This window comes from Spiractinospora alimapuensis, assembly GCF_018437505.1.
Taxonomy (GTDB): Bacteria; Actinomycetota; Actinomycetes; order Streptosporangiales; family Streptosporangiaceae; genus Spiractinospora; species Spiractinospora alimapuensis.
On sequence record NZ_CP072467.1, the window covers coordinates 5199786 to 5224816 of the forward strand.

The following is a 25031-nucleotide window of genomic DNA, read 5'->3' on the forward strand; positions in this document are numbered from 1 at the left end:
GTGGGACTCGGCGGTCTAGTCGGTCTGGATGAGGATGCGGGTCCGCGTGTGTTCCTCGATGGCGTCGCGGCTGTACAGGAGGGGGAAGTACTCGCCTGTCTCCCACCTGGGGGCCAGGTCGTCGTAGTGGGGGCTTCGAGGGTCACCGGACTGGCCGGGGGCGTTGACAGCGAGGCTGTTGTCCCAGGCGCCGACGTCGATGACGACGCGGGATGTCGCTCCGGCGATCTGTTGGTAGGTCAGTGGATGGTAGACGGACATGTTGACGGTCTCCCAGGCACCGCCGCGTTGGATGGGGCCGACGTTCTCGCCCAGGGGGTGGACGAACTCGGTGTGGTGCAGGTCGCCCCAGCGCCATTCGCCGGGGTCGGGGCCGAGACTCTCCGTGAGGTCCCCGAAGGCGGAGGCGAGGGTCATCTCGAACATCGCGTCCCGGGTCGCCTCACCCTCGGGGCCGAACCAGTCTTCGGGGTTCTCCGCGATGTCGACGATGGTGGAGACGTCGGGGACGAGGATCCGTTCCGCCGCCTCCGGGGCGAGGACGTAGATGAGGGTGTAGCTCAGGTGCCGGATCAGCCAGGCCTCGAACAGGGCGGCCTCCGCCGAGTCGGCGGACGCGTCGTAGTCCTCCCAGGACGTCAGAAGCGCGACCGCGGCCGCCGCCGCCTCGTCCTCGGGATCCAGGTTCTCGAGCAGGGGGACGATGCTGCGGGCGGGGAGGGACACCTCGTCGTACTGCAGCTCCGCCATGCCGTCCACGGAGTGGCTCGAGGAACCGCCGAGAACCTCGGTGATCCGGTCGTACCGGTAGGGCGCGGACCACTCGAAGCCGTAGTTCGGGGCGAGGTCGTCCGAGACCGGCAGGTTGTTGCCGTTGGCGAAGAACCCGTCGTCGGGGTTGAGGCTGTGCGGTAGCTCCTCTGGGTCCCGGAAGCCGTCCCACTCGTACCGGCCGTCGCCCGGGACCGGCAGCAGACCGTCGTGGTCGGGACGCACCGGGGTCAGGCCGGCCGGCTGCCACCCGATGTTCCCCTCGGCATCGGCGTAGGTGTAGTTCAGTGGCGGCGAGCCCGCGTCCTGGGCCGCGGAACGGAACTCGTCGAAGTCCGACGCGTCGAGCATCCCCATCGACGCCAGATACGGGCTGGTTCCCGGCTCCAACCAGACGGTGCGCAGCGCGAAGGCCGTGTCGTTCTCCTCGTCGGTGTACAACACCGGGCCGTGCCGGGTGAACGCCACCTCGACCGACACCGGTTCCTCACCGGCGACCTCCACCTCCTCGGTGACGATGTCCATGGACTCCCACCCGTCGTCGTAGCGGTACTGCGTGGGGTCGTCCGGGTTCAGTTCGTAGACGTACAGGTCCTCCTGGTCGATCCCGAACACGGTGAGCCCGAAGGCGACGGAGCCGTTGTGCCCCAGCGCGACTCCGGGGGCCAGCGGTTCGCCGGCGCCCACGACGTCGAACTCCGGCGTCGACAGGTGCTGCAGGTAACGCACCGACGGGGAGGGGGTGAAGCGATGTGGGTCGTTGGCCAGGATGGGGCGCCCGGTGTCGGTGCGCTCCGGGCCGACCGCCCAGGCGTTACTGCCCTCACCCGGCACACGTCCGATCACCGACTCCACCTCGCCGTCACCGGTGAAGGTGAGCGTCTCGGTCGCCAACCGATAGGTGTCCAGCACCTCCTCGGGCACCGCGCACACGTCGAGGCCCTCCGGGACGGCGGGCTCCCAGGCCGGGCGCAGCTCCTGCTCGAGCCGGTGCGCGTTCACGTTCTCGTCGCACGCGATGAGTGAGCGGTTGACCTCCGACTCGAGGTTGTAGACGAGGCCGTGGTTGCGGATCCGCACCACGTCCTCCGGGGACCAGTGCTCCGGCTCGTACTCGAGTTCCTCGAACTCCGGGGGCAGACCACCGGGCAGGTTCTCCACGAGGTCGACGTAGAAATTGATGCCCTCGGTGAAACTCTCGACCGAGTTCCGGGTTCGTGGGTCGTAGCTCGCCCATTCCTCGTCGATGTCGCCTCGGTAGAGGAAATGTCGCGCCGCGGTGTCGGTCTCCACATAGTCGGGCCCGAGGACTTCGGCGAGTTCACCGAGTCCATGTCGGCGCCACAGGTCCATCTGGAACAGTCGGTCCCGGGCAACGGAAAACCCCTGGGCGAAGAACAGGTCTTCGGAATTGTCGGCGTAGATGTGGGGTACCCCCCACTCGTCCACGAGGATTTCCACCTCGCTGTCCACGTGGGACGTCTGGTAGGACGTGACCTCGTCGCCGCTGGCGGAGCTCGCGGCAAGCGGGGCCATGAGGACAATGGCCGCCGCTGTCGCGAGTCCACGGACGGCGATCCCAGATCGCTGCATTCCGTCCTCTCCTTCGTGAGTCTCGGCCGGTTTCGTGTTTCCCCGATCGGCGTACAGCGCGAATAGTGATGGCAAGAAATGAAAGGGGCCAAAGCAACACCAGAGTGCCGGATGGGTTCTGGATAGGCTATTTCGTGGCCTGATTTTCGGTCAATGCTTGAATTGGGTCGCATGGAGTGGTCGACTGGAATTGTTGGCGAAATTTGCGTGAGGGGGCAGTGGTTGCGCGTCCTTTTCTGTCTCTATTCCGAGCGAACGCATTTCTACAGCGTCGTGCCGCTGGCGTGGGCCTTCGCCGCCGCGGGGCACGAGGTGCGGGTCGCGAGTCAGCCCGCCCTCACCCCGCTGGTCACCGGAGCGGGGTTGTCCGCGGTCCCGGTAGGAGAGGATCACCAGTTGCGGCGCATGTTGACCGCCTTCCCCCGGCTGCTCCAGCACGCGGGAGGGTTCGATCTCCCTCCCTTCACCACCGCTGACCGGGAGGCGACGGACGTTTCCTGGGAGGAACTGCGCGACGGGTACGCGAACTTCGCCTGCTGGTGGTTCCGGCTGGTCAACGAGCCGATGGCCCAAGGGCTGGTCGACTTCGCGCGCCAGTGGCGCCCCGATCTCGTGGTCTGGGAGCCGGGGACGTTCGTCGCGGGCGTCGCCGCGGCGTCCGTCGACGCGCGGCACGTGCGGATCCTCGGCGGGTCGGACTTCTACGCCCGGGTCCGCGAGCACTTCCTCGCCGTGCGGGCCGAACGTCCCGCCGAGCGGACGGAGGACCCGCTGGGGGAGTGGGTGGCCCAGCTCGCCGGCCGCCACGGCGTTGAGTATCGGGAGGAACTCCTCACCGGGCAGGCGACGATCGACCAATTGCCGGCGTCGTTCCGGCTTCGGACGGACGTCGACTACCTTGCCATGCGCTACGTCCCCTACAACGGCCCCGCGGCGGTCGCCGGGTGGTTGCGCGAACGCCCGGAGCGGGCCCGGGTGGCGGTCACCCTCGGCCACAGCCAGGCGGGACTCGGCGGGTCGGACATCCCCCTACCGGGGATCCTGCGCTCCTTGGCCGACGACGACGTGGAAGTCGTCGTGGCGACGGGGGACAGCGAACTCGCGGCCCGTACCGACCTTCCCGCCAACGTTCGGCACGTCGGTGTGGTGCCCCTGAACGAGCTGGCCGCCACCTGCTCCCTGGTCGTCCATCATGGCGGTTTCGGCAGCATCGCGACCGCGCTGCGCTGGGGCGTCCCCCAGTTGGCGCTGCCCGAACAGCACGACGCCCACATCATGTCCCGGGGGCTTGTCGCCCGGGGGGCCGGCGCGCTTATACCGGGATCAGAGGCCGCTCCCGACCGGGTTCGTGCCGAGGTCCTCCGGCTGCTCGCCTCACCCGCGGCCGCGGCGGGCGCGCGCGGTCTCCGGAACGAGCTCGCGGCGACCCCCTCGCCATCCGACGTGGTCGCCACCCTGGCGACCGCGTCGGCCTGATTCGCGGTAACGCGCCCATCCCAGTCCAGCCGCCAGCGGACAGGTCTAGCTCATGTGGACCTCGGGGACGTAGCGGATCCACTGGCCACCGGAGTCCCGGAACCCCTGTTCCTTGCCGATGATCTCTTCGGCGTGGTTCCAGGCGAACAACACGGCGTAGTCCGGGTAGTCCAGGGTGAACGTCTCGGGCGGACGGACCTCGATTCCGGACCCCGGCGTGAGTCGCGCCTGCTTGGCCGGCGTCGTGTCACTGATGTATTCGACCAGGTCCGGGCCGATACCGCAGTAGTTCAGCACCGTCGCGCTCTTGGCGGTCGCCCCGTAGCCGGCGACGCGCGCTCCCTCGTCACGCAGCCGGGTGAGCAGCGAAACGAGGTCGGCGCGGATCCGGTCCACCCGCTCCGCGAAGGCACGCAGACCCGCTGGTTCGGTCAGTCCCCGTTCTCTCTCCTCACGCAACAGCGCGGAGACGGCCGGACTGGGGGAGTGCTCACCCGATCGGCCAAGGGTGTAGCGGACCTCGCCACCGTGGACGCCCAGGCGTTCGACATCGACCAGCTCCAGACCGCAGCGCGCCGCCAGGTTGTGTACGGCGTTCCCGGTGAACAGGTAGAAGTGCTCGTCGTAGATCTGGTCGAAGGACGACTGGCGCACGATGTCGCCGAAGTAGGGGTCCTCGAACACGAGGACGCCGCCGGGGGCGAGCAGCTCACGTACGCCGCGCAGCACCGGCACGACGTAGGGGATGTGGCACAGCGTGTTGGCCGCGTAGACGACGTCCGCTGGACCGCGGTCCCGCAGAATCCCCGCCGCCGTCTCCTCGTCGAAGAACACGTTCCACACCTCGACCCCGGCGGCCCGGGCCAGGTCCGCGACCCCACCGGAGGGTTCCACGCCGAGATGCCGCACCCCACGTTCCGCGAGGCGGCGCAGCATCACCCCGTCGTTGCACCCCAGCTCGACGACGAAGGGGTCGCTGGAGTGCGTGGGCGCGCGGTTGGCGAACTCGGCGAAGTGTTGGCGCATGACCGCGGAGCCGGAGGACAGATAGGGGTAGTCCGCGTGGAACATGCGCTCGCGCGGGACTTCCTCCATGAGCTGCACCATCCCGCACCCCTCGCAGCGGCCGACGGAGAGGTGGAAGAAGAACTCCGCGCCGGTGTCCTCGGGGGCGCGGAAGTGATCGGAGAGGGGTTGTCGTCCCAGGTCAAGGAATTCCAGCAGCGGACTGTCGCACACTCGACAACGATGGGAGGTGGTCAACGCGGGCCCTCCTAGGCGCAGTGACGATGTGGAGTAGGGGTTCGGGCGGATCGGGGCACATGGCCTAGCCTTCGCGCCGCCAGTACACGGCCGTGCCGTCGATTTCCTCGATCGTTTCGGTGACGCCGTGTGCCTCGCGGTACTCGTGTACGGCCATCCGGCACGGCAACAGCGCGTGGTAGTCGTCGACGATGACGTAGCCGCCGGGGGACAGCCGCGGGTAGAGGTGAGTCAGTGCCTCGAAGGTCGACTGGTACATGTCCCCGTCCAGGCGCATCACGGAGAGCCGTTCGATCGGCGCGCCGGGAAGGGTGTCACGGAAGTACCCGCTGAGTAGTCGAACCTGGTCGTCGAGGAGGTCGTAGCGCCGGAAGTTCTCCCGGACCTCCTCCTCCGAGACGGCGAGCACGTCATTGATGACGTGCATCGGGATGATGCGGTCCACCGGGAACGCCGCCGGGTCGGGTTCGGGGACACCCGCGAAGGAGTCCGCGACCCAGACCCGCCTGTCGTCGACGTCGTGCGCCTTGAGGATCGCCCGCATGAAGATGGTCGCGCCGCCGCGCCAGACACCGGTCTCGATGAGGTCACCGGGAACGTCGTCGGCGAGTACCCGCTCCACGCAACGGCGTAGGTTCCCCAGCCTGGTGGTACCGATCATGGTGTGAGCGTGGGCGGGAATGTCCTGACCGCTATCGCGCTTGGCCTCGTCGAACTCGATGTGGGGTAGTTCGTCCTTGAACTCGTGGATCGTGGCCGCCCAGCCCCGTGCGTGGTCCTGGTAGATCGTGTTGGTGACGACCCGCTGCATCAGATCCAGGTAGAGATCTCGTGGGCTCGCGCCCATCACGTGGTCCTCCTTCGGCCTCGACGGATGACGCGCCGGCGGTGATGACGACGGTGTGCGGCGGCAGTGCCGCCGCACACCCGGACAGGCGTCAGTCGCCTCATCCGCACAGCTTGATGCTCGCTGAGCTGGGGATGGCGGCCTCCTCAGTGGGGACCTCCAACGCCTGGAGTTCGAGAACCTGCATGTCGTCACCTCCCTCTCGGGCCGGCCCGCCGCGGGGCCGATGTGCGCCGCCCCGGCGGAGCCAGTGGGCCCACGGGGCGACAGCCACGACGGTGGAGCGCGGCAGCGAAGCGTCGTGGGGCGCGGGCCTCGCGGCGGGGTGTGCGGTGGACGAGGCCACCGCACACCTACGTGCTGGGTCCTAACAGACCTTCACGCTCGCTGAGCTGGGGATGGCGGCCTCCTCGGTGGGGACCTCCAGCGCCTGGAGTTCGAGAACCTGCATGTCGTCACCTCCTTCGTGGTTCGCTGGGCCGTGCGTCGTGGGGTCCATGGACAGCGGGCCGCTCACGATGGCCGAGCGGAGCAGCGGAGCGTTCCGATGCGCCACGGGCCCCCACGGGTGCGGCGGCCGGGCCGCCGCACGTCCTGGGAGAAACTCGGCCTCAGCAGAACTTCACGCTGGCCGAGCTGGGGATGGCGGCCTCCTCAGTGGGGACCTCCAGCGCCTGGAGTTCGAGAACCTGCACGTCGTCACCTCCCTCTGTGGTCACGGACACCAACCCCGTCCCGGTCGGGCTCGGGCATCGGGGTCGCCGGTGCCAGCCCGAGGAACGGGAGCTTGACGAAGTCGGGCGCGCGCAGCAGCTCCAACGTCGCGAGCGCCCCCGCGCTGCCGGTCGCGAAGTCGCAGGACGCGCGAACCCCGAGGTCACCGACGAGGTGCGCCCCATCGGCGTCGCGACACAGGAAGAGGTGCAGCAGCTCTGGGTAGGACCCGCGCAGCGTGCTGGCCTCGCAGCGGTTCCCCAGGGCGAGCGCACCGAGTACGAGCCCGGAGAATCCGGAGAACACCCCGGGCAACGCCGTGAACCGGGCGGCGGCCCCCGACGCCAACCGTGGCACCGCGGCCGCGAGGTCCGACACCTCCCGATGGGTGAGCAACGCCGAGGCGGCGACCGCGATCCCCATGCTGCCCACCCCGAGGTAGGGCAGGTGCCGTCGGCCGTCGTCGACGCGTAGGTCGCCGTTGGCGGTGGTGGCGCATCGGTCGAGGTCACGGCGTAGCGCGGACTCCGCGACGTCCAACCATCGGTCGTCGCCAGTGCGCTCCGCCCACCGGGTGAGGAACAGGGCGACGCCGCTCCATCCGTCCAACAGCCCGCCGGGCAGTACCGCGAGCCCCGGCTCGTCCAGGAGCTCCTCGGCGATCCGCTCGGCGCAGCGGGCCCCCACAGCGCGCATGTCGGTGCCAAGCTCCGCGTCGCCGGCGAGATAGGCGGCCATGAGTCCGACGCCCGCCAGCCCGGATCGCAGCGACGGATCGGTCGTGGCGTCGAGGTCACGATGGACCGGGTCCATCGCGTGGCGGGCCAGGGCCGGGTCGCCGTGGGCGGCGAGATACCAGGCGATTCCGGCGGCTCCCTCCCACAGGCCAGGCGGGATCGCGGGATCAACGATGTCGGTCTCCACCAGGCGTGCCAGCCAGGAGTCGAACTCCGTGGGTGGTTCGACCCCGCCGGCGCGGAGCGTCCACAGGACGCCGGCGGTGCCGTGGGCGAGGCCACCACCCGCCCAACGGTGGCGAAACTGCGCGGGGTCACCGGGAAAGAGCCGGTCCCGACGCGCGGGCCGGGCGGTGGCCAGGATCGAGCGAGCCAGGACCCCGCACAGTGGGCGGACCTCGCGCGGAAGGTCGCGCGCCTCAGACGGGCCGGCCCGCCATCGTGTGGGCCCGGCCGCGGCATCGGTCGGGTCCTCGGCGGCCGGGGCGGTGAAGTAGTCGGTGGGAAGGCCGAACCAGTCGACTGCCGTGTCCGCGATCGCGCCCCGCAGGTCGGTGTCGAGGGAGATGTGGGAAACCAGCGGGAGGAAGAGGTCGAGGGTGAGCATCCGCAGCGAGGCGAGATCGCGGGCCCTGCCGTCGCCCATGTCGGTCGCGTAGCCCGCCACACCCAACAACGGCCGGTCCGTGACGTCCACCGGGGCGCACATCTCGAAGTCGACGACGCGGACCGTCAGGTCGTCGTCCACCAGGATGTTGTTGGGGTTGAGGTCACGGTGGGCCCACCCCCGGCGATGCATCTCGTCGACCACGCGGCGGCAACCCGCGACGATCGTCTCCACGTCCGATCGGTAGCGCTTGAGATCCTCGGCGGAGTGACACGTCTGGAGCAGGGGGTTGTTCAGGGCGCGCCAGGTCGCGAGTCGCTCGCCCGGCATCTCGCTGACGGCGAGGAAGTAGTGCTCCCAGTGCTGCACCCCGGCGACCACACGGGGGATTCCCGGCACGGCCGTGAGGGCCCGGAGGGCGTCCTCCTCCTGGCGCAGTCGGGCGACGGAGTCGGTCGTGCCGTCGTCCCATCCGGTGTTCGACCGTGCCTCCTTCAGGACGACGGACTGACCGGTCGCCTTGTGTGTCCCCCGGTACACCCCACCGGCGTTGGAGAACTGCACCGCGGCAGTCACGGTGAAGGGAAAGTCGCCCACCACCGTGCCACGGTCGACGCCGGTCTCGATCCGGTCGGGCAGCGGCGCCCACTCCGGCGGGCGGAACGGGATACCACGAGTGTCGGCGACCGTCCTCCCCTCGGCGTCCCGCATCGCCAACACCCGCGAGCCGGACGGCTGGTAGGTGTAGCGCGACTCGAAGGCGCCGTAGCGCAGGAACAACGGTCCCGCACGCCACCGTAGATCGGTCAGGATGTAGGGACCCCGAAACCCGGCCAGGCGCGCGTCGAGCGTGTCCAACGCGTGCTCGAGGGCTTCCTCGTCCCGGGGGTACAGGCAGAGGAACTTCCCGCTGGAGGTGCGGGGGGCGTTCTTGCCCGAGTAGGCGAGGAACAGCGCGCGGTCGCGGAGGAACTTGAACGAGACCGACCGCTCCACGCAGTAGCGCGCCGTGATGTCCAGCACCTGGGCCGCCTGGGCCGGAACCGTCGACACGTGGATCTTCCACCCCTGTCCCGGGAGCTCCTCGTCCGGCGGGGACACCACGCACCAGGGGCCCTCGCGGCGCACGTCCTGTCCCTCGACGATCGGCCCGACGAGGGCCTCGTAGTGGACGTTGTCGGCAGGGTTGTGGTTCTCCGGGGTGTCGAAGAACAGATCCTTGGTCCACGTGTAGAGGTGCAGGGCTTCGCGCATGGTCAGCTCGAGTCTCCGTGTCGTACGGACTGTGCGAGGGAAATGGAGGTCCTGGGGTTGTCCGCCAAGTGACTGGCGAGAATCTTCCTCGCCTTTTCCTTTTCCTCCAAAGGAATGGTGGGCGGTATCGGGCCCATGTCGGGGGCGTTTGGTTGTACCGCGTCAATTTGGAAGTACTCATCGCGGAGAATCGACCAAACGATCATGTCGTGGTACTCGCCGTCCAGGAACAGAGCATCACGCATAATTCCGTCGATCGTCAACAGGTTCGCGAAATTCGAGATCAGCATGTCCAGCATTCGATGGTTGTACGACGCCGTCATGAACTGCACACGGTGCGCGTCGTAGGACATGAACAGCACCTCGGTCGCCCGGGCCATCGCCTCGGCCCCGAAACCGAGGTGCCATTTCCTCCTGTCGCCGACCGCGACCGTCACCTCGTAGTTCCGGTAGAACCCGGCCGTCTTGATAATGATGATTCCGATCGGGTTCTTACGTTTGTCGACGATCATCAGGAGACTGATCTCCTTGTTCAGGTACGCCTCGCGCACCTTCGCCGGGTCGTGACGGGTTATCTGGGTGTTGAGGAATCCCGCGCTGTCGGATCCGCCCGTGATCCAGTCACAAATGTCGTCGAATTCGGAAAGTCGCGGTGGACGGAGGTCGATCAGAGTTCCCTGCATTGCCTTCCCTGGGTGCGCGTATCAGGCCGTGGGGCCGCGGACGGTGGAGGTGTCACGCGCGGGGCGCGGTTCAGGGCGTCTCCCGCGGGACGGATGGATCAGGGACCGCGCTGTCGGTGATCAGAAGTTGGGTCGCGGCCAGGTCGCGGTACATGGCGTCGACGCGTACGAGCTCGTCGTGCGTCCCCACGGCCCGGATCCGTCCCTCATCCATCACCAGGATCCGGTCCGCGCTGGCCACAGTGGACAGCCGGTGCGCCACGACGAGTACCGTCGTCTGTTCCCCCGCGCGCTGGATGAGGTCGCGCAACGCCGCCTCGTTGACGGCGTCCAGTTGCGAGGTGACCTCGTCGAGCAGGAGGAGGCGGGGTTCACGCAGGAGTGCGCGCGCGATCGCGAGACGCTGGCGCTCACCCCCGGACAGGCGGTTCCCCCGGTGCCCGAGGTCGGAGTGCACGGTGTCCGGAAAGCTGCCCACGAGCTGATCCAACCGCGTGCTCACCAGGACGTCGTCCACACGTCGCCGACTCACCCCGGTCAGCCCCAGAGTGAGGTTGTCCAGCGCCGTCCCCGCGATGACCGGTGCGTCCTGTTCCACGTAGCCGATGCTGGTGCGCAGCGCGGTCGGGGGAGTGTCGTAGATGTCCTCACCGTCGATGAGGATCTGTCCCGAATCGATCGTGTAGAACCGCTCGACCAGTGAGAACACCGTGGACTTGCCGGCCCCCGACGGGCCGACGATGGCCGTGATCCCCCGCGCCGGGACATCGAAGCTCACCCCGTGGTGGGTGGGGTGGTGACTTCCGGGATAGGTGAACACCACGTCGCGGAAGGAGAGCGTGGCCGGTCGGGCGACCGCCTCGGAGGTGGACGTGGCGCTCACCTCAGTGGCTCCCGTTTCGGGACGGGTGTCCGGCTCCGAGGCCTCCGGCGCCGCGTCGTTCTCCGCCGCCTCGTTCTCCGGCTCGGTCGCCACGTCCAGCACCTCCTGGATGCGGCGCACCGCCGCCGCGCCGATGTGGAAGTTGCGGGTGGCCGAGACCAGCGACCCCAGTGGGGGGATCATGTAAAAGAGGTAGAGGAGGAACGCGATCAGGGTCCCGATGGTGATCGCCCCGGTGGCGACCCGCAGCCCACCCACGCCGAGCACCACGAGAAACGCGAGCTGGATGGCCAGACTCGACGCGGTACCCGACACCGCGCTGAGTTTGTTGAGGCTCAGTCCGTGCCGCCAGGCCCGGTGTGCCGCGTTCTCGGCCCGTTCGGCCTCCTGTCCCTCCGCGCCCGCGGCCTTGATCGTGCGGAAGGCGCCGAGGCTCCGCTCGATCACGGAACCGAGCTCGGCCACGCTCTCCTGGGTGCGCGTGGTCACGCGGCGGAGCCGAGGAATGATCAACGCGACTCCGCTCAGGGTGAGCAGCAGGACGACGAGTGTGACCAGGAAGAGCACCGGATCCATGAACGCCATGAACACGACGATGGCGACCAGCATGATCGCGCCCGTCACCGACTCGACCATCGCCTGGGACACCATGGTCCGCAGCAACGTGGTGTCGGCGGTGAGGCGCGACATCAGGTCCCCGGGCTGGTACCGCGCCGACTCGGGGACGCGCATCCAGAGAATGCGGCGGATCAGCCCTGTTCGCGAATCGAGGACGACGGATTCGCCGACGCGGGAGAGAACGTAGTAGCCGAACGCGTTGAATACCGCGGAGAGGATGACGAACAGGGAGAGGAACACGAGCGGCCGAATGACCGTCTCGTCGACCTCCAAGGCGTCAACCACCATTCGGGTGGCGAACGGTTGGATCAGCCCGGCCAGGCTTCCGAGCATGGCGAGTATTCCGCCGAGGAACAGTGGCTTTCGGTACGGGCTCAGATAGTCCAGGGTCTCGCGCCACGCCGACACCTGGAGCACACTGGGGCGGCCCGAATGCTCGTCATTCTCCGGCATTAGATCCCTCGATTCGGTGATCCCCGGTCAGGATGCATGTTTCCTGAAAGGGGTCATCGACCATTATGTGATTGGCCAATAACGGAGTCCATGGTCATGGGCCACGATTTTGGTCATGGGGTGTGTGCGCAAAGGTAATCCGCATGTCCCGCCGGCGGGACATACGGATTGAATTTGTGTGTGGGGTGGGTTCCCGAATTAGGTTCGGGCGTGGGGGCGTCCGTAGGAGAGGCGGCGGAGCAGGACCTCGGCCGGGCCGCGTCGTCCGGCGCGTTCCATCAGGTAGGCCAGCACGACGGTCAGTGCCCACACGCCGACCGCGAAGGCGAGGAGGCTGGCGCTGTGGAGGTAGACGCCGAGCCCGAGTCCCCAGGCGGCCAGCAGGGGGGCGCTGATGACGGATTGGGCGAGGTAGCAGGACAGGGAACGTTTGCCCACGGCGGTCACGGCCGTCGTCACCACGCCGTGGTGGGCGGACCGTTGCCGGAGGTGGTGTCCGATGAGTCCGAACACGGCCACGTAGCCCAGGCCGCACAGGAGACCCGTGAAGGGCTGGGTGGACGCGAACGCCCACAGCGCGTTCTCCGGGACGTTCCAGACGCCCGTGTGGGACAGGGCGTGGGGCAGGCCGCCGAGCCACCCGACCGTGATTCCCACGACCGCCGTGGTGCGCAGGAGCCGGAGGTGCTTCCCGGCCTCCTCGAGGATCCGTCGGTTGGCCGCCCAGAAGGCGATCAGCATCGCGATGGGGACACTCAGGGTGAGTAGACCGGATGTCAGAACCACCACTGGCCATAGGGATATCCGCTCCACGGCCCCCGCGACGTAGTCCGGGTTCTCGACGTTGTAGGAGAGCAGGACGATGTAGTCGCCGAAGCTCGTGTTCTCCATCGGGATGTCGCGGGTCGCCATGAGGTAGGCCCCGACCGAGGAGAACACGGCCGCGAAGCCCAGCGCGAAGGTGCCGATGCCGGCCCAGACGAGCTGCGTTCTTCCGGTCCGGCGCAGGAAGAGCCACGCCAGCACCAGGCCCGCGAGTCCGTACGCGCCGAGGATGTCGCCCACGAAGAGGAGGGCGGCGTGGACGAGGCCGAATCCGAGGAGCCACCAGTTCCTGCGGCGCAGCACCCGTCGGGCGTCGGATTCCGACGCGCCGGCGTTACGCTGCCGCAGGAATAGCTGCACCATTCCGTACCCGAACAGGAACGCGAACATCGGATAAACCCGCATGTCCACCGTGGTGATGATCAGTCCCTGCGTGATCTTGTCGATCGCCGATCCGTCGTCTGGGTGAAACCCGGACTCCGAAAGCTCACGGCCCAGCAGATAGATCGGTGTGTTCGCGATCGAAATCAGCAGCAACATGACGCCGCGGGCGAGGTCCGGTGCCAGTACGCGTTCGGTGGGTTTGGTGGGTCCTGGTGCGTCGGTACGCGTTTGGTTCATCACCGGACACCTTTGGATATACGTCTATTTCATCGTAATTGTATGGTGGCGGTCTCTGGTGACGGAATAGCGCGCACGAGGAGATGTGTCGGGAAAAACGGTTCCCGAGGTCAATGTTCCGTCGGGAAAAGGTTGGTCTTTCGGGGAGTGTGTGTGGGCCGAAATCGACCGGGGGCGCATTCCATCAGGAAGCCCACACGTTCCCGGTCGCCGCCGTGCCGGAGGGAGTGCCCGCTGCCGGCTGGCTGGTGCGTCGCGTTCGCACCGGGGAACGTGTGGGCGGAGTCCTGCTGAGGGGTGGTGGGTGAGCTATATCCAACCCTGGGTCGTCAGCGCCTCGCGAAGGCTGGACGCGAGACCGTCCTGGTCCAGGAAGTCGTCGACCGTGAGCACGACCGGAGCCATGTCCTGCAGCTCACCAACGTGCATGCCCTGCCCGATCACCACGTCCGCCGTCATACCCCGAGCGGTCGACACGTCGGTGTTCTCCACCTTGGCGGGCACTCCCAGACTGCTGAGGGCGCCTTCGGCCGTCATCCTCAGGATCAGGCTGGTGCCCATGCCCACACCGCACACCGCGAGCACTGTCAGCGGTTCCGAGCGCGCCATCGTGTCCTCGATTCCTTCATGATCAATCGTCGGAGTTCCGAACTTACTCGGTGCGTGACGTGCCGGAGTCCTCACCCTTGTCCGCCGTGTCCCCGTCCCGCTCCGTCGGAGGCGCGTCGTCCTCCGTCGGCTCAGACGCTGACCGCGTCTCGGCCCGCTGGGCGAGCTTCGCCGGAGTGAAGAAGGACAGCCAGGTCAGCACGACGAGAGTCAACAGGCCGAAGACGACCGCGACCGACCACACGCCGAGGCCACCCAGCGGACCGGTCAGGTGGCCGATCCCGATCAGCACCGCCATGATCATGTACCAGTCGGGGTCGGCCAGGGTGGACAGCTCCGGCGCCGTGTCGCTGAGCCAGCTCCACGTGACCGCCTGACCCACCGCGAGCAGCACGCCGTTGAGCGCGCCACCGAAAACGGCGCCGCGCCAACCGGCCACCGCGTTGCCGAACACCCCACCGGCGCCACCACCGAAGAACAGCATGATCATCGGCGGGACCAGAGTGAACCACCCGAAGCCCGCGAACACGCCCAGCAGCGCCAGGAACACGGCTGTGCTGGAGACGAAGCCGAGCATCACCGCGGTCGGCGCCATCGGGAACACGGTGGGGATGTCCAGGGCCGGGCGGGAACCGGGAACCAGCTTGTCGCTGACACCCTTGAACGCCGGCACGATCTCGCCGAGGAACATGCGGACACCGAAGAGCAGGATGGCGATTCCGGCGGCGAACCGGAACGCCGCGATGACGCCCCAGGTCCACTCGCTGATGCCCTCCTCGTAGTTGTCGGCGGCCTCCCGCACGACACTCCCGTCGGCGAACAGCATGGAGACGATGAGGATGAGCCCGATCACCAGTGCGGTGCTGACGTTGACGTCCTTGAAGAACGAAAGCTGCCGCGGCATCTTCAGCTTCTCGGTACTGTGCTTCTCCGGGTCACCGAGCGGACGGGCCGCCACCGCGGTCACCAGAGCCAACACCGAGGTGGTGTGCCCGAGGGCGAACTCGTCCCTGCCGGTGACCTTGCGCATGAACGGCGCGATCCACATCGGCTGCAGGGTCCAGTAGCAGGCGATCAGGATCGAACCAACGATCACCAGGGTGAGCTGCGGGAGGTCACCGAACACCTGCACCAGACAGGCCGTGATCACGACGCTGACCCAGAACATCAGGTGCCCGGTCAGGTACACGTACCGCGCGGCGGGGAACACGGCGACCAGCACCATGTGAATCAGGAACCCGACCGTGATGATCAGTGCGACGGTGCCCCCGTGGCTACCGAGGAACCCGTCCAACGTGTTCGCCGCCGCCGGTGGGTCCAGACCCACCGCGCTGGACACGATCGCCTGGAAGTCCGCGAGTCCCCCGGTGAACAGGTCCACGCCCACGAACAGGATGATGATCCCCAACACCGCCCGGAGCGCGCCGGCGACGACGTCCTCCACCGGCTTGCGCTGCAGGATGAGACCCAACAGGGTGATGAGGCCGATCAGGATCGCCACCTGACCGAACACGTTCGTGGCGATCCAGACCAGGACAGACTGCACAGCGTCCATCGACGCCTCCCCCGATTCGACGAGTTCCGCTGAAGATCACCCAGCTTCCCGCCTCCCAGTCGCGGTCCAGCACCAACTTGATCACATTCCGGGAGCCTCGCGATCAGGCACGAAGTGGGGCGTAGCGGACGGCGCGCGATTCCGCGTCGCACCAGGCGTTCCGGGGTCGTTCAGTGTCCGGCTGGCGCTGTTTCGGGCCCAACGAGCGGGGACGTCGGCCGGCGTGTTGGCTGGGGAGACGGATTGCCTGGAGGCGCGCGTAGGGGCCCGCCCGACGGTCGCCCGACACGGACGCCGTGTGGTGCGGCGGTTCGGCTCACGGTTCCCGGTGCCGCGGCCACAGCGCGCGTGAGCGTCGGCGTCTCCGCGCCGCGACTTCCGGGCGTCCCGACCCGCGACGACGCCTCCGCCGGGTGGGCATTCATCGCGCTATCGCTGTTCGCGCACCATCTCCACGAAGTACTGGTGGATCCGGGTGTCGCCGGTCAGCTCGGGGTGGAAGGCCGTGGCCAACAGGTGGCGCTGACGGACGGCGACGACGCGGCCGGTGTGGGGGCCGGTGGTGACGTGGCCGAGCGCCGTGACGTCGGAGCCGAGGGACTCGACCCAGGGGGCGCGGATGAACACGGCGTCGACCGGTCCCCCGTCGAGGGCGGCGATCTCGACGGGAGCCTCGAAGGACTCCGTCTGTCGGCCGAACGCGTTGCGGCGCACGGTCATGTCGATCCCGCCGAGGCTCCGCTGGCCCGCCGCCGCGTCCAGAAGACGGTCGGCGAGCAGGATCATGCCCGCGCAGGTGCCGTAGGTGGGCATCCCGTCGGCGATCCGCTTACGCAGCGGATCCAGCAGGTCGTATCTGGCGGCGAGCTTCGCCATGGTGGTGGACTCCCCGCCGGGCAGGATCAGCGCGCCCACCGTGTCCAGGTCGGCCGGTCCGCGCACGGGGCGCCCTAGGACCCCCAGTGAGGCGAGGACCCGCAGGTGTTCCTCGGTGTCTCCCTGGAGGGCGAGCACCCCGATGGTCTCGGTGGTGGCCATCGTCGGGCTACCAGCCGCGGCTGGCGTAGCGCTCCGACTCCGGCAGCTCGTCCACGTTGATGCCGACCATGGCCTCGCCCAGCCCACGGGAGACGTTGGCGATCACCGACGGGTCGTCGTAGTGCAGGGTGGCCTGCACGATCGCGTCGGCGCGCCTGGCGGGGTCGCCGGACTTGAAGATCCCGGAACCGACGAACACGCTCTCGGCGCCGAGTTGGCGCATCATCGCCGCGTCGGCGGGGGTGGCGACGCCGCCGGCGGAGAACAGCGGGACGGGGAGCTTGCCGAGCTCGGCGACCTCGCGGACGACGTCGTAGGGCGCGCGCAGCTCCTTGGCGGCGCCGAACAGCTCGGCCTCGTCCAAAGTGCCCAAGCGGCGGATCTCGGACCGGATCGCGCGCATGTGCCGCGTCGCCTCGACGATGTTCCCGGTTCCGGCCTCGCCCTTCGAGCGGATCATCGCGGCGCCCTCACCGATCCTGCGCAGCGCCTCGCTGATGCTCGTCGCCCCGCACACGAACGGGACGGTGAACGCCCACTTGTCGATGTGCAACGCCTCGTCGGCGGGGGTGAGGACCTCGGACTCGTCGACGAAGTCCACGCCGAGTGACTGCAGGACCTGCGCCTCGACGAAGTGGCCGATGCGCGCCTTGGCCATGACTGGGATCGACACGGCCGCGATGATGCCGTCGATCATGTCCGGGTCGGACATGCGTGCCACACCGCCGTCGCGACGGATGTCGGCCGGTACGCGCTCAAGCGCCATGACCGCGACGGCACCGGCGTCCTCGGCGATCTTCGCCTGGTCGGGCGTGACGACGTCCATGATCACGCCGTTCTTGAGCTGCTCCGCCATGCCGCGCTTGACGCGGGTGGTGCCACGCACACTCTCGGTCGGGTTCCCGGCGGTGTCACTCACGGCGAGGTCTCCAAGTCTGCTCATCTGCTCAGAAAGGCTGCCGCGCGCGGTGAGAAGCCCCACCCCACGCTCCTCCTTCCATGGTAGAACCCCTGTCACCAGGGGATCCGTGGCCACCCCCTGGTATGGCGCCTCTTCCGGCCGGGCACACCGCGATGGGTTTCTCGGTTGGGCCCAGTCGGACGTATCGAACGTGCGAACGATTGAACGCGCGTGACGTCCATCTGGGAGGTTCCGGTGTTGGAGAACAAGATCGCCGTCGTCTACGGGGCGGGCGGGGCCGTGGGGGGTGCCGTCGCTCGGGCCTTCGCCCGTTCGGGGGCGAAGGTGTACCTCGTCGGACGATCAGAGGGCGGGTTGGCCACGGTCGCCGACGAGATCGCCGCCCAGGGCGGGTGGTGCCGGACCGAACGCCTCGACGCCGCTGACGCGGCGGCGGTCGGACGTCACCTCGACACGGTGGTGGCGGAACAAGGGCGGGTGGACGCCTGCTTCAACGCGGTCACCTACGGCGACGTTCAAGGGAGTCCCCTCGTCGCGATGCCCTTCGACGAGTTCAGCCGGCCGATCGTCACCGCGCTGCGTGTCCAGCACGCCGTGTTCCAGGCCGCGGCACGGCACATGGCCCCCGCCGGCGCCGGAGCGGTCATGACAGTGACCGGCTATGGGCCACCACACCCCGAGATGGGCGGAACCATGGTCACCTGGGCGACGGTGGAGAGCGTCTGTCGGCAGTGGGCCAGCGAACTCGGCCCCCAGGGCGTGCGTGTGGTCTGGCTGCGCACGGCGGGTTTCGTGGAGTCGCTCCTGGACGCTCCCGACTACGGCAGCAGCTACGCCGGAGACACGAGCGGTGAGGAGCTCCTCTCCGCGCTCCAGGGAGAGACGATGCTGAAGCGGCTCCCGACGCTGACCGAAGCCGGTGAACTCGCGGTCTTCCTCGCCTCTGACCACGCGAGGTCGGTCACGGCGACAGCGGTCAACGTCACCGCCGGAGCGGTGGCGGACTGAGCCAGGGGGTGGGTTCGGGCGATACCTCCCGAACCCACCCCCTCAGCGATCACGCCTCGGGTGACCTCAGGGCGTGGCGGGTGCGTTGGCGGGTGCGTTCGCCGGTGCCTGCTCCTCGTGACCGGGGGTCTCACGGTCACCGTCGAGGCCAATCGCCCGCAGCCGGGTCGCCACCAGGACCGCGACCGCGACGAGCAGGACCGCGCCGAAGGCGTATCCGGCCTGCATTCCGGTGGTGAACGACTCTCGTGCCACGGTCAGGAGCTCCTGTCCCACCGCCGGCGGGAGCCCGTCGGCTACGGTCACCGCGCCGCCGATACTGTCGCCGGCGTCGCCCACGGCCGAGTCGGTGACGTCCCGCGGTGCGGAGCGCTCCAGGCCCCACCGGTAGATGAAGGCGCCCAGGCTGCCGAGGAACGCGAGGCTCAACGCGTTGCCCAGTCCACCACTGACGTCACCGAGGGCGGCGGCCGATCCTGAGTGGCGTTCGGGGACGGCGCCGACGATCACGTTGTAGCCCAGCGTGAACAGGGGGCCCAAGGAGAACGCGATCAGGGTCGCGGCGGCCACGAGTACGGGGGTGGGGGCGCCGTCCGCCAGAAGGGCGATCACCAGGGCACCGATGGCCGCTAGGACCAGGCCGCCACTCATGACATAGGCGGGGCGGGTCCAGCGTGTGAGTGCGGGGCCGAGCATTCCGCCGACGATCGACATCAGGGCCGGGATCAGAAGCAGCCCGCCCGCCTGGGCGGGGGAGAAGTCACGCACGGACTGCAGGAACTGCGCGAGAAGCATGTCGGCGCCGCCGATCCCCAGCAGCATGAGCATCATCGCCAGGAGCGCCACACCGAACCCGGGGGTCCGGAACAGCCGCAGGTCCAGCAGCGGGTCCTCCAGCCGGAGTTGGCGTCGTACGAAGACGGCGCCCAGGACGATACCGGCCACCACCGTGAGCACGTAGGGCCACCGCGCGGTGTCGGCCCCGCTGGCCTGGATGTCGGCGATCTCCTGGAGTCCGAAGATCACCGCGATGATGGCGGCGAGGGACAGCAGGACACTGAGCGGGTCCACCCGCCCGGCCGCCTCCGCCGGAGGCGAGGGCAGCACCGGCAGGGCCAGGAGAACCACCACGGCCACGGGAACGTTCACCAGGAACACCGCGCCCCACCAGAAGTGCTCCAACAGGATCCCGCCCAAGGGTGGCCCCAACGCCATGCCCGCGGAGAAGGAGCTCATCACCACAGCGATCGCGATGGCGAACTGGCGCGGGTTGGGGAACATGGGGCGCAGCAGCATCATGGTCGCCGGCATGATGGTGGCCTCCGCCGACCCGAGGAGGGCCCGCATGGCGATAAGCACCTCAGGACTTGGCGAGAACGCCGCGGCGAGTGATCCGGCTCCGTAGACGACCAATCCCACCGTGAGCAGCCGTCGTGGCCCGATCCGCCCGGCCACACGCCCCATGGTGAGCGCGAACCCCACCGCCAGGAACGCCCCCACGTGCAGGATCCACAGCATCTGGGTGCTCCCGGGGGAAAGGTCACCGGCGATGCTCGGCAGCGCGAGGAACAGGACCGACATGTCTGTCGCCGCCATCACCAGGGGCAGCGTGAGTACGGCCAGGCCAAGCCAGGCACGGGTGGGGGCACGGTCGGACGTCGACATCGCGGGTCCTCCGGAGTGTGGGGGCAGTGCGGACAACGGCGAACCTCTTCGGTCCGTCAGAGTCCAAAACTAGAAGTTAAAGCAAACTTCATGTCAATTGGGTTCTGGGGCGAGGGTGCGCCACGCTGCTTCCGTCTCTATGCGCGTCACGCTTCCTCCTGGTGACGTACTGCGGAGGGTCGAGTCCCTGCGTTCTTCCAAGACCTCGAGGGCGCTACGCGTTATCTGTAAGGCTCGGCCCCGTCGATCGGTTGGGAGGTGAGGTCCGGCGTCCGTCTCCGGCCGGGGGGTGACCTCCGGTTGACGGTGTGTCGGCCGAGGGTCGGTCGAGGGTCACGGCGGTGTCGTCGCGCGTGGAGAGTGCCGGTCGGCGTGGCGCGAGCGGGCGGGAGTGCTCTGTGCCGGGAAAAGCGAGCGCGGGGAGCGAGCGGTGCGCTGGGACTGTCGCGGCTGCCGGTGTCCGAAGTTCGACGATTCGGCGCCGGGTGGGCCTCGGGGCGGGGGTATGGACTTCCGCTGGCGGTCACGCGGGTCCTCCGGGGGTGGGCGGATCGCGTGCGCGACGTGTGCCTCCGGGGTCGCCCTGTCGGATGGAGCGAGGGTGGGGATGTGGGCCCGTCTCACGGCACCGATGACGGCTACGAGCGTTCGTCGAAGTCGGCGGCACGGATCAGCTCCGCTCCCACCACGGGAAGCTTCGAGGGCTTCTCCGTCGGTGCGACCCTCGATGGATGTGGGCATCGTTCGGCTTGCGGTGGACGGTGCGTGCTCCGGTTGGTGCGTTGTCCCTGCGGGGCGGGGAGGGGGTGCGGCGAATCGGTGGTCGGCGGTCCTCGGCCGGGGGCGTGTCCCCTGTCTGGGCGTGGGGCACCCGAGGGGCGCCGCTGTGAGGGACGGCACGGTACGCGCAGGTGATTGTGCGGTTATTGTCGAATAATCATTGTTCGAGAAAAGTCGCACGTTTGGAGTTGGGATGGCCGCCGTCCGGACCTATGTCCACCCCGAGCCCGAGGAAATCGAGCTCGCTCGGGTGCTGTTCGCGTTGAGTGAGCCCTTGCGGCTGGCGATGGTGCGCAAGCTCGCCGCCGAGGGTGAGGTGGACAGCATCGAGCTCGGACCCGACCTGCCGCGTTCGACACTCACGCATCACACGAGCCTGCTCCGGGAGTCAGGAGTGGTCTTCGTCCGCGCCGAGGGGAGAAAGTGCATGATCACGCTCCGCGGTGAGGACCTCGCCCAACGCTTCCCGGGGCTGGTGGAGACCGTGTTGGCCGGATACCTCGCCGAAACGGAGCTCGCGCGCGACCCGGACGGCGAGGACGGCATCCGATGATCCGCACGGTGTGGCCGCTCGTCGTCGCCGCGATCGCGCTCGGTATCGACGCCTACGTACTCGCGGGAGTGCTGCCGCAGATCGCTGGTTCCCTGACCACGACTGTGGGCGCGATCGGGTTGGGTGTCACCGCGTTCACGGGTGCCTATGCTCTCGCCGGACCGCTGCTCTCCGGGCCGCTGGTCGCCGGTTCCACGCGGCGCGGGCTCCTGGTGGCGCTCGCGGTGTTCAACGTCGGGAATCTCGTCACCGCGCTCGCGCCCAACCTGGGTGTCTTCCTTGGGTCACGGGTCGTCGCCGGGATCGGAGCGGGTGTGCTGACCGCGGTGGCGACTTCCGCGGCGGCCGGGATGGTGACGGCGGAGATGCGCGGCCGGGCCATGGCCCTGGTCACCCTCGGACTGTCGGCCGGCACGGTGATGGGGGTTCCGCTGGGGATGCTCATCGGGCAGCAGTTCGGCTGGCGCTGGACCATGGGCCTGGTGGTGGGCGTCGGCCTGGTGAGCATGCTCGCCATCGCGACCCGAGCGCGGCCCATGCCGGACATCGGCGGACGTGGGGGCACGGGACTGTCATCGATCATCATCCCGCGGGTCGCGGCCGGGGTCGGTGTGGCGTTCCTCTTCGGCGTGAGCAGTCTCGGCCTGTACACCTACCTCCTGCCGATGGCGGCCGACAAGGGAATGGCCGGGTGGGGGTTCGCCTTCGTCTGGGCGTGGGGGATCGGCGGCGTGACCGGGGCCGCGCTGGTCGGCAGGCCCATCGACGTCTTCGGATCCCGCCGCCTGCTGCCCGTCATCGCGGGACTGCTGCTCGCCTCGTTCGTCGTCCTCGCCTTCGTCGACGAACCGACCGCCTGGCTCGTCGCCGTCCTGCTGTGGGGTGCCTGCGGCTGGGCCGTGGTCCCAACCCTGCAGGACGTCCTCACCCGTAGCCGGCCAGAACGCACCACGTCGCTCGTCGCGTTCCAGATGTCGGCGATCTACCTCGGGTCGGCCGTGGGATCGGCGGCGGGTAGTGCCCTGCTCGCCGTGGACCTGAGGGCCGGCCAGCTTCCGACCTGGGCAGCCGGGGTCGCCCTCCTGGCCCTGCTGATCACCCCGCTCGTGGTCGCCCGTCGGCGGCGCCGCGCCCCGATCGCCCACGCCGCACCCGAGGAGTCCCGCGCGGCGTGAGTGTCCTCGGACCGTCGACCGCCGGGCTCACCCAACGACGTCGAAGACCATCTTCTGCACGCCGTTGCGGTAGGCCTGGCTGTCCACGAGGCGCAACGGCTGCTTGTCCTTGTCGGTGTCGCTGAACATGCGCTTTCCGGCGCCGAGCAGAACCGGGAACACCAGGAGGTGATACCGGTCGAGGAGCCCGGCGTCGGAAAGGCCGCGTGCCAAGGTGGCGCTTCCGTGGACGATGATCGGGGCTCCGTCGGACTCCTTCGCCGCGGCGACGTCATCGAGCGACCGCAGGATCGTGGTCTCACCCCAGTTCTCGACGAGGTCCTCGTCCCGCAGCGTGGTGGAGACGACGTACTTCGGGAGTGTCCGGTAGGTCGCGAACTCCTCTATGTCCGGCCACACCGTTGAGAACGCCTGGTAGGAGGTGCGGCCCAGCATCAGGGCACCCGCCTCCTCCTGTTCGGTGGCCTTGATCTCGTAGGCCTCCTCCACCATCTCGATGTCCTGAAAGGTCCAGCCGACGCTGCGGTGTGTCTCGCCGGTGCCGCCACCAGGCGAGTCCACGACCCCGTCCAGGGAAACGAAGGCGGTGTAGATGAGCGTGCGCATGGTTCGTCCTCTACTGGTGCGGTGGGCGACCGCTGGTGGGTCGGCCAGGGATGTTCCGGGAACTCCCCGCCGGGGGACCTCCCAAGCCCCCGTGGATCCCGCTCGGAGAAGAACACTGTACTGACGGGCCCCGACAGAATCCGGGAACGGCGACACCGGCGGTGCGCAGCGGCGATTCACGGTGTCGGCGCAGACTTTGTCTGAAATCCGAGACTCTGCGATGTGGATCTTTCCTGGTCAGCGGCCCCGAAGCGGTGGGACGGATCACTTCGGGGGTCTGTCGGCCGGAGCGGTGGGGTTTGGCGTATCCACAATGGTGGCCACCGCAGAGACCAGGCGTTTCCCCCCGCCCCGTTCCGGAAGGTCGCGCCATGCCCGAACGTTCCGAGAGTCCACCCGCCACCGAAGTCCCAGCGGCGCGAGGCCGCGTCCGGTTCGTCACGGCCACCCTCGTCGGGCTGGTGTTCTTCCTCCTCCCGATCCCGGTCGGGGGCAAGTGGACCATCCTGTTCGACGTCATCGTCAGCGGCATCACCGACGGGTTCCCGACGGCGGTTCGCTACTTCGCGCTGGTCGTCGTCATCGCCTCCGCGGTCCTCACCCTCGCCGCCGCGCTCCAACGTCGGGGACGGCTCCGTGTCGGGCGTTTCGACCTGAGCCTGTTCGGTACGGGGCCGCTGCTCACCGTGGTGCGCCTGGTGGGCGCCGCCCTCGCCGTGATGATCGTCTTCGAGGTGGGGCCCGCCGCGGTCCTCGCCGACGGCGTCGGACCCATGATCTTCTCCACCGTCGTGGTCTCCGTCGCCGTCATCGTGCCGATCGGCGCCGTGTTCGTCAGCCTGCTGGTCTCCTACGGCGGGCTGGAGTTCCTGGGCACCTTCGCCCGGCCGATCATGCGCCCGGTGTTCCGCGTCCCAGGGCGCGGCGCCCTCGACGCCCTCGCCTCGTTCGTCGGCAGCTACTCCGTCGGACTGTACGTCACCAACCGCATGTACGTGGAAGGGCAGTACAGCGCGCGCGAGGCGGTCATCCTCGCCACCTGCTTCAGTGGGGTGAGCCTCGGGTTCTTCGCGGTCGTCACCGCCACACTGGACCTGATGCCGTACTTCCCGGTCGTGGTCGGCTCGGTGCTGTTCGTGTGTCTGGCGCTGTCGGCGATCCTGGCGCGCATCCCACCGCTCTCACGCGTCCGCGACGACTACGTCACCGACCCCCAACCCGAGTCCGCCCCCGAAGGCGGTCTCGCCCGGGCCGCGGTGACCCGCGCCGTGGAACGGGCGCGCACGGCCGACACCATCGGTCGGGAGAGCGTCCGGGCCTGCGCCGAGGGGCTGCGACTGGCCATCGTCATCCTGCCCACCATCCTGGCGATCGGCACCGTGGCAGTGCTCATCGCCGAGCACACGCCCCTGTTCACCTGGCTGGGCCGCCCACTGGAGCCGGTGATCGCCCTGCTGGGCATCCCCGACGCGGACACGGTCGCGCCCGCGAGCCTGATCGGGATCAGCGAGGTGTTCCTTCCCGCTCTGCTGAGCACCGAGCTCGCGATCCAGGCCAGGTTCTTCGTCGCGGTACTGTCCCTGAGCCAGATCCTGTTCCTTTCGGCCACCATCCCGCTACTGCTGGAGCTGGACATTCCGATCCGCCTGCGCGACTGCCTTGTCCTCTTCCTCCTACGCACCCTGATCGCGATCCCCATCATCGCCGCGATCACCCATGTGGTGTTCCTCCTCGCCTAGGAGCCCAGGACGGCTCGGTGAGGACCGCGCGATGGT

20 protein-coding genes are annotated in these 25031 nt (G+C 68.6%); 5 read left to right on the plus strand and 15 right to left on the minus strand.

What is annotated here, in order from left to right:
- Nucleotides 1-15 precede the first annotated feature (15 nt).
- A complete protein-coding gene (locus J4H86_RS24310) occupies nucleotides 16-2364 on the minus strand; it encodes a penicillin acylase family protein (protein ID WP_236540652.1) in 2349 nt (782 codons plus the stop codon).
- Between the two features lie 222 nt (nucleotides 2365-2586).
- On the opposite strand from J4H86_RS24310, the gene J4H86_RS24315 reads away from it, so the two are divergent.
- A complete protein-coding gene (locus J4H86_RS24315) occupies nucleotides 2587-3840 on the plus strand; it encodes an activator-dependent family glycosyltransferase (RefSeq protein ID WP_236540653.1) in 1254 nt (417 codons plus the stop codon).
- A 45-nt stretch (nucleotides 3841-3885) separates the two neighbouring features.
- Here the strand turns inward: J4H86_RS24315 and J4H86_RS24320 are convergent, their stop codons facing one another.
- The 12 genes from J4H86_RS24320 to pdxS form a co-directional block, all read right to left on the minus strand.
- The gene (locus tag J4H86_RS24320; RefSeq protein WP_236540654.1) at nucleotides 3886-5079 is read right to left on the minus strand and encodes a class I SAM-dependent methyltransferase; all 1194 of its coding nucleotides are present in this window, start codon (nucleotides 5077-5079) and stop codon (nucleotides 3886-3888) included.
- An 88-nt stretch (nucleotides 5080-5167) separates the two neighbouring features.
- Nucleotides 5168-5950, minus strand: a complete 783-nt coding sequence (locus J4H86_RS24325; protein ID WP_236540655.1) for a TylF/MycF family methyltransferase — start codon at nucleotides 5948-5950, stop codon at nucleotides 5168-5170.
- Nucleotides 5951-6050: 100 nt separating this feature from the next.
- Nucleotides 6051-6296 carry a hypothetical protein gene (locus J4H86_RS24330; protein ID WP_236540656.1) on the minus strand — a complete coding sequence of 82 codons (246 nt, stop codon included), beginning with the start codon at nucleotides 6294-6296 and terminating at the stop codon, nucleotides 6051-6053.
- A gap of 21 nt (nucleotides 6297-6317) precedes the next feature.
- A complete protein-coding gene (locus J4H86_RS24335) occupies nucleotides 6318-6506 on the minus strand; it encodes a hypothetical protein (RefSeq protein ID WP_236540657.1) in 189 nt (62 codons plus the stop codon).
- A 143-nt stretch (nucleotides 6507-6649) separates the two neighbouring features.
- Nucleotides 6650-9262, minus strand: a complete 2613-nt coding sequence (lanKC, locus tag J4H86_RS24340) for a class III lanthionine synthetase LanKC (RefSeq protein ID WP_236540658.1) — start codon at nucleotides 9260-9262, stop codon at nucleotides 6650-6652.
- Nucleotides 9263-9264: 2 nt separating this feature from the next.
- Complete coding sequence (locus tag J4H86_RS24345) at nucleotides 9265-9945, minus strand: GNAT family N-acetyltransferase (RefSeq protein WP_236540659.1); 681 nt, start codon at nucleotides 9943-9945, stop codon at nucleotides 9265-9267.
- Between the two features lie 70 nt (nucleotides 9946-10015).
- Nucleotides 10016-11899 carry an ABC transporter ATP-binding protein gene (locus J4H86_RS24350; RefSeq protein WP_236540660.1) on the minus strand — a complete coding sequence of 628 codons (1884 nt, stop codon included), beginning with the start codon at nucleotides 11897-11899 and terminating at the stop codon, nucleotides 10016-10018.
- Nucleotides 11900-12097: 198 nt separating this feature from the next.
- Nucleotides 12098-13345: a DUF418 domain-containing protein gene (locus J4H86_RS24355; protein WP_236540661.1), complete on the minus strand. Its 1248-nt coding sequence runs from the start codon at nucleotides 13343-13345 to the stop codon at nucleotides 12098-12100.
- 309 nt (nucleotides 13346-13654) lie between these two features.
- Nucleotides 13655-13954, minus strand: coding sequence for a PTS sugar transporter subunit IIB (locus J4H86_RS24360; RefSeq protein ID WP_236540662.1), 300 nt, complete (start codon nucleotides 13952-13954; stop codon nucleotides 13655-13657).
- A gap of 43 nt (nucleotides 13955-13997) precedes the next feature.
- The gene (locus J4H86_RS24365; RefSeq protein ID WP_236540663.1) at nucleotides 13998-15509 is read right to left on the minus strand and encodes a PTS ascorbate transporter subunit IIC; all 1512 of its coding nucleotides are present in this window, start codon (nucleotides 15507-15509) and stop codon (nucleotides 13998-14000) included.
- A gap of 429 nt (nucleotides 15510-15938) precedes the next feature.
- Nucleotides 15939-16547 (minus strand): pyridoxal 5'-phosphate synthase glutaminase subunit PdxT, encoded by a 609-nt coding sequence (gene pdxT / locus J4H86_RS24370; RefSeq protein WP_236540664.1) that lies wholly within the window; start codon nucleotides 16545-16547, stop codon nucleotides 15939-15941.
- 7 nt (nucleotides 16548-16554) lie between these two features.
- Nucleotides 16555-17490 carry a pyridoxal 5'-phosphate synthase lyase subunit PdxS gene (gene pdxS / locus J4H86_RS24375; RefSeq protein WP_394356411.1) on the minus strand — a complete coding sequence of 312 codons (936 nt, stop codon included), beginning with the start codon at nucleotides 17488-17490 and terminating at the stop codon, nucleotides 16555-16557.
- A 189-nt stretch (nucleotides 17491-17679) separates the two neighbouring features.
- Here pdxS and J4H86_RS24380 point away from each other — a divergent pair, with 189 nt between their 5' ends.
- Nucleotides 17680-18477 (plus strand): SDR family NAD(P)-dependent oxidoreductase, encoded by a 798-nt coding sequence (locus J4H86_RS24380; RefSeq protein WP_236540665.1) that lies wholly within the window; start codon nucleotides 17680-17682, stop codon nucleotides 18475-18477.
- Nucleotides 18478-18543: 66 nt separating this feature from the next.
- On the opposite strand, the gene J4H86_RS24385 is transcribed toward J4H86_RS24380, so the two are convergent.
- Nucleotides 18544-20142, minus strand: coding sequence for an MFS transporter (locus tag J4H86_RS24385; protein WP_236540666.1), 1599 nt, complete (start codon nucleotides 20140-20142; stop codon nucleotides 18544-18546).
- A gap of 973 nt (nucleotides 20143-21115) precedes the next feature.
- Between J4H86_RS24385 and J4H86_RS24390 the strand changes: the two genes are divergently transcribed.
- Nucleotides 21116-21475, plus strand: coding sequence for an ArsR/SmtB family transcription factor (locus J4H86_RS24390; RefSeq protein ID WP_236540667.1), 360 nt, complete (start codon nucleotides 21116-21118; stop codon nucleotides 21473-21475).
- On the plus strand, nucleotides 21472-22650 hold the full coding sequence (locus tag J4H86_RS24395) for an MFS transporter (protein ID WP_236540668.1): 1179 nt from the start codon (nucleotides 21472-21474) through the stop codon (nucleotides 22648-22650). The genes J4H86_RS24390 and J4H86_RS24395 overlap by 4 nt, the downstream gene beginning before the upstream one ends.
- A gap of 27 nt (nucleotides 22651-22677) precedes the next feature.
- Here the strand turns inward: J4H86_RS24395 and J4H86_RS24400 are convergent, their stop codons facing one another.
- Nucleotides 22678-23256 carry a dihydrofolate reductase family protein gene (locus J4H86_RS24400; protein ID WP_236540669.1) on the minus strand — a complete coding sequence of 193 codons (579 nt, stop codon included), beginning with the start codon at nucleotides 23254-23256 and terminating at the stop codon, nucleotides 22678-22680.
- A 371-nt stretch (nucleotides 23257-23627) separates the two neighbouring features.
- On the opposite strand from J4H86_RS24400, the gene J4H86_RS24405 reads away from it, so the two are divergent.
- On the plus strand, nucleotides 23628-24995 hold the full coding sequence (locus J4H86_RS24405; RefSeq protein WP_236540670.1) for a YjiH family protein: 1368 nt from the start codon (nucleotides 23628-23630) through the stop codon (nucleotides 24993-24995).
- Nucleotides 24996-25031 lie beyond the last annotated feature (36 nt).

Coding starts and splice junctions, on each gene's coding strand:
- J4H86_RS24310 (WP_236540652.1), bottom strand. CDS start 2,364: ATGCAGCGATCTGGGATCGCCGTCCGTGGACTCGCGACAGCGGCGGCC.
- J4H86_RS24325 (WP_236540655.1), bottom strand. CDS start 5,950: ATGGGCGCGAGCCCACGAGATCTCTACCTGGATCTGATGCAGCGGGTC.
- lanKC (WP_236540658.1), bottom strand. CDS start 9,262: ATGCGCGAAGCCCTGCACCTCTACACGTGGACCAAGGATCTGTTCTTC.
- J4H86_RS24345 (WP_236540659.1), bottom strand. CDS start 9,945: ATGCAGGGAACTCTGATCGACCTCCGTCCACCGCGACTTTCCGAATTC.
- J4H86_RS24350 (WP_236540660.1), bottom strand. CDS start 11,899: ATGCCGGAGAATGACGAGCATTCGGGCCGCCCCAGTGTGCTCCAGGTG.
- J4H86_RS24355 (WP_236540661.1), bottom strand. CDS start 13,345: ATGAACCAAACGCGTACCGACGCACCAGGACCCACCAAACCCACCGAA.
- J4H86_RS24360 (WP_236540662.1), bottom strand. CDS start 13,954: ATGGCGCGCTCGGAACCGCTGACAGTGCTCGCGGTGTGCGGTGTGGGC.
- J4H86_RS24365 (WP_236540663.1), bottom strand. CDS start 15,509: ATGGACGCTGTGCAGTCTGTCCTGGTCTGGATCGCCACGAACGTGTTC.
- pdxT (WP_236540664.1), bottom strand. CDS start 16,547: ATGGCCACCACCGAGACCATCGGGGTGCTCGCCCTCCAGGGAGACACC.
- pdxS (WP_394356411.1), bottom strand. CDS start 17,490: ATGAGCAGACTTGGAGACCTCGCCGTGAGTGACACCGCCGGGAACCCG.
- J4H86_RS24385 (WP_236540666.1), bottom strand. CDS start 20,142: ATGTCGACGTCCGACCGTGCCCCCACCCGTGCCTGGCTTGGCCTGGCC.
- J4H86_RS24390 (WP_236540667.1), top strand. CDS start 21,116: ATGGCCGCCGTCCGGACCTATGTCCACCCCGAGCCCGAGGAAATCGAG.
- J4H86_RS24395 (WP_236540668.1), top strand. CDS start 21,472: ATGATCCGCACGGTGTGGCCGCTCGTCGTCGCCGCGATCGCGCTCGGT.
- J4H86_RS24400 (WP_236540669.1), bottom strand. CDS start 23,256: ATGCGCACGCTCATCTACACCGCCTTCGTTTCCCTGGACGGGGTCGTG.
- J4H86_RS24405 (WP_236540670.1), top strand. CDS start 23,628: ATGCCCGAACGTTCCGAGAGTCCACCCGCCACCGAAGTCCCAGCGGCG.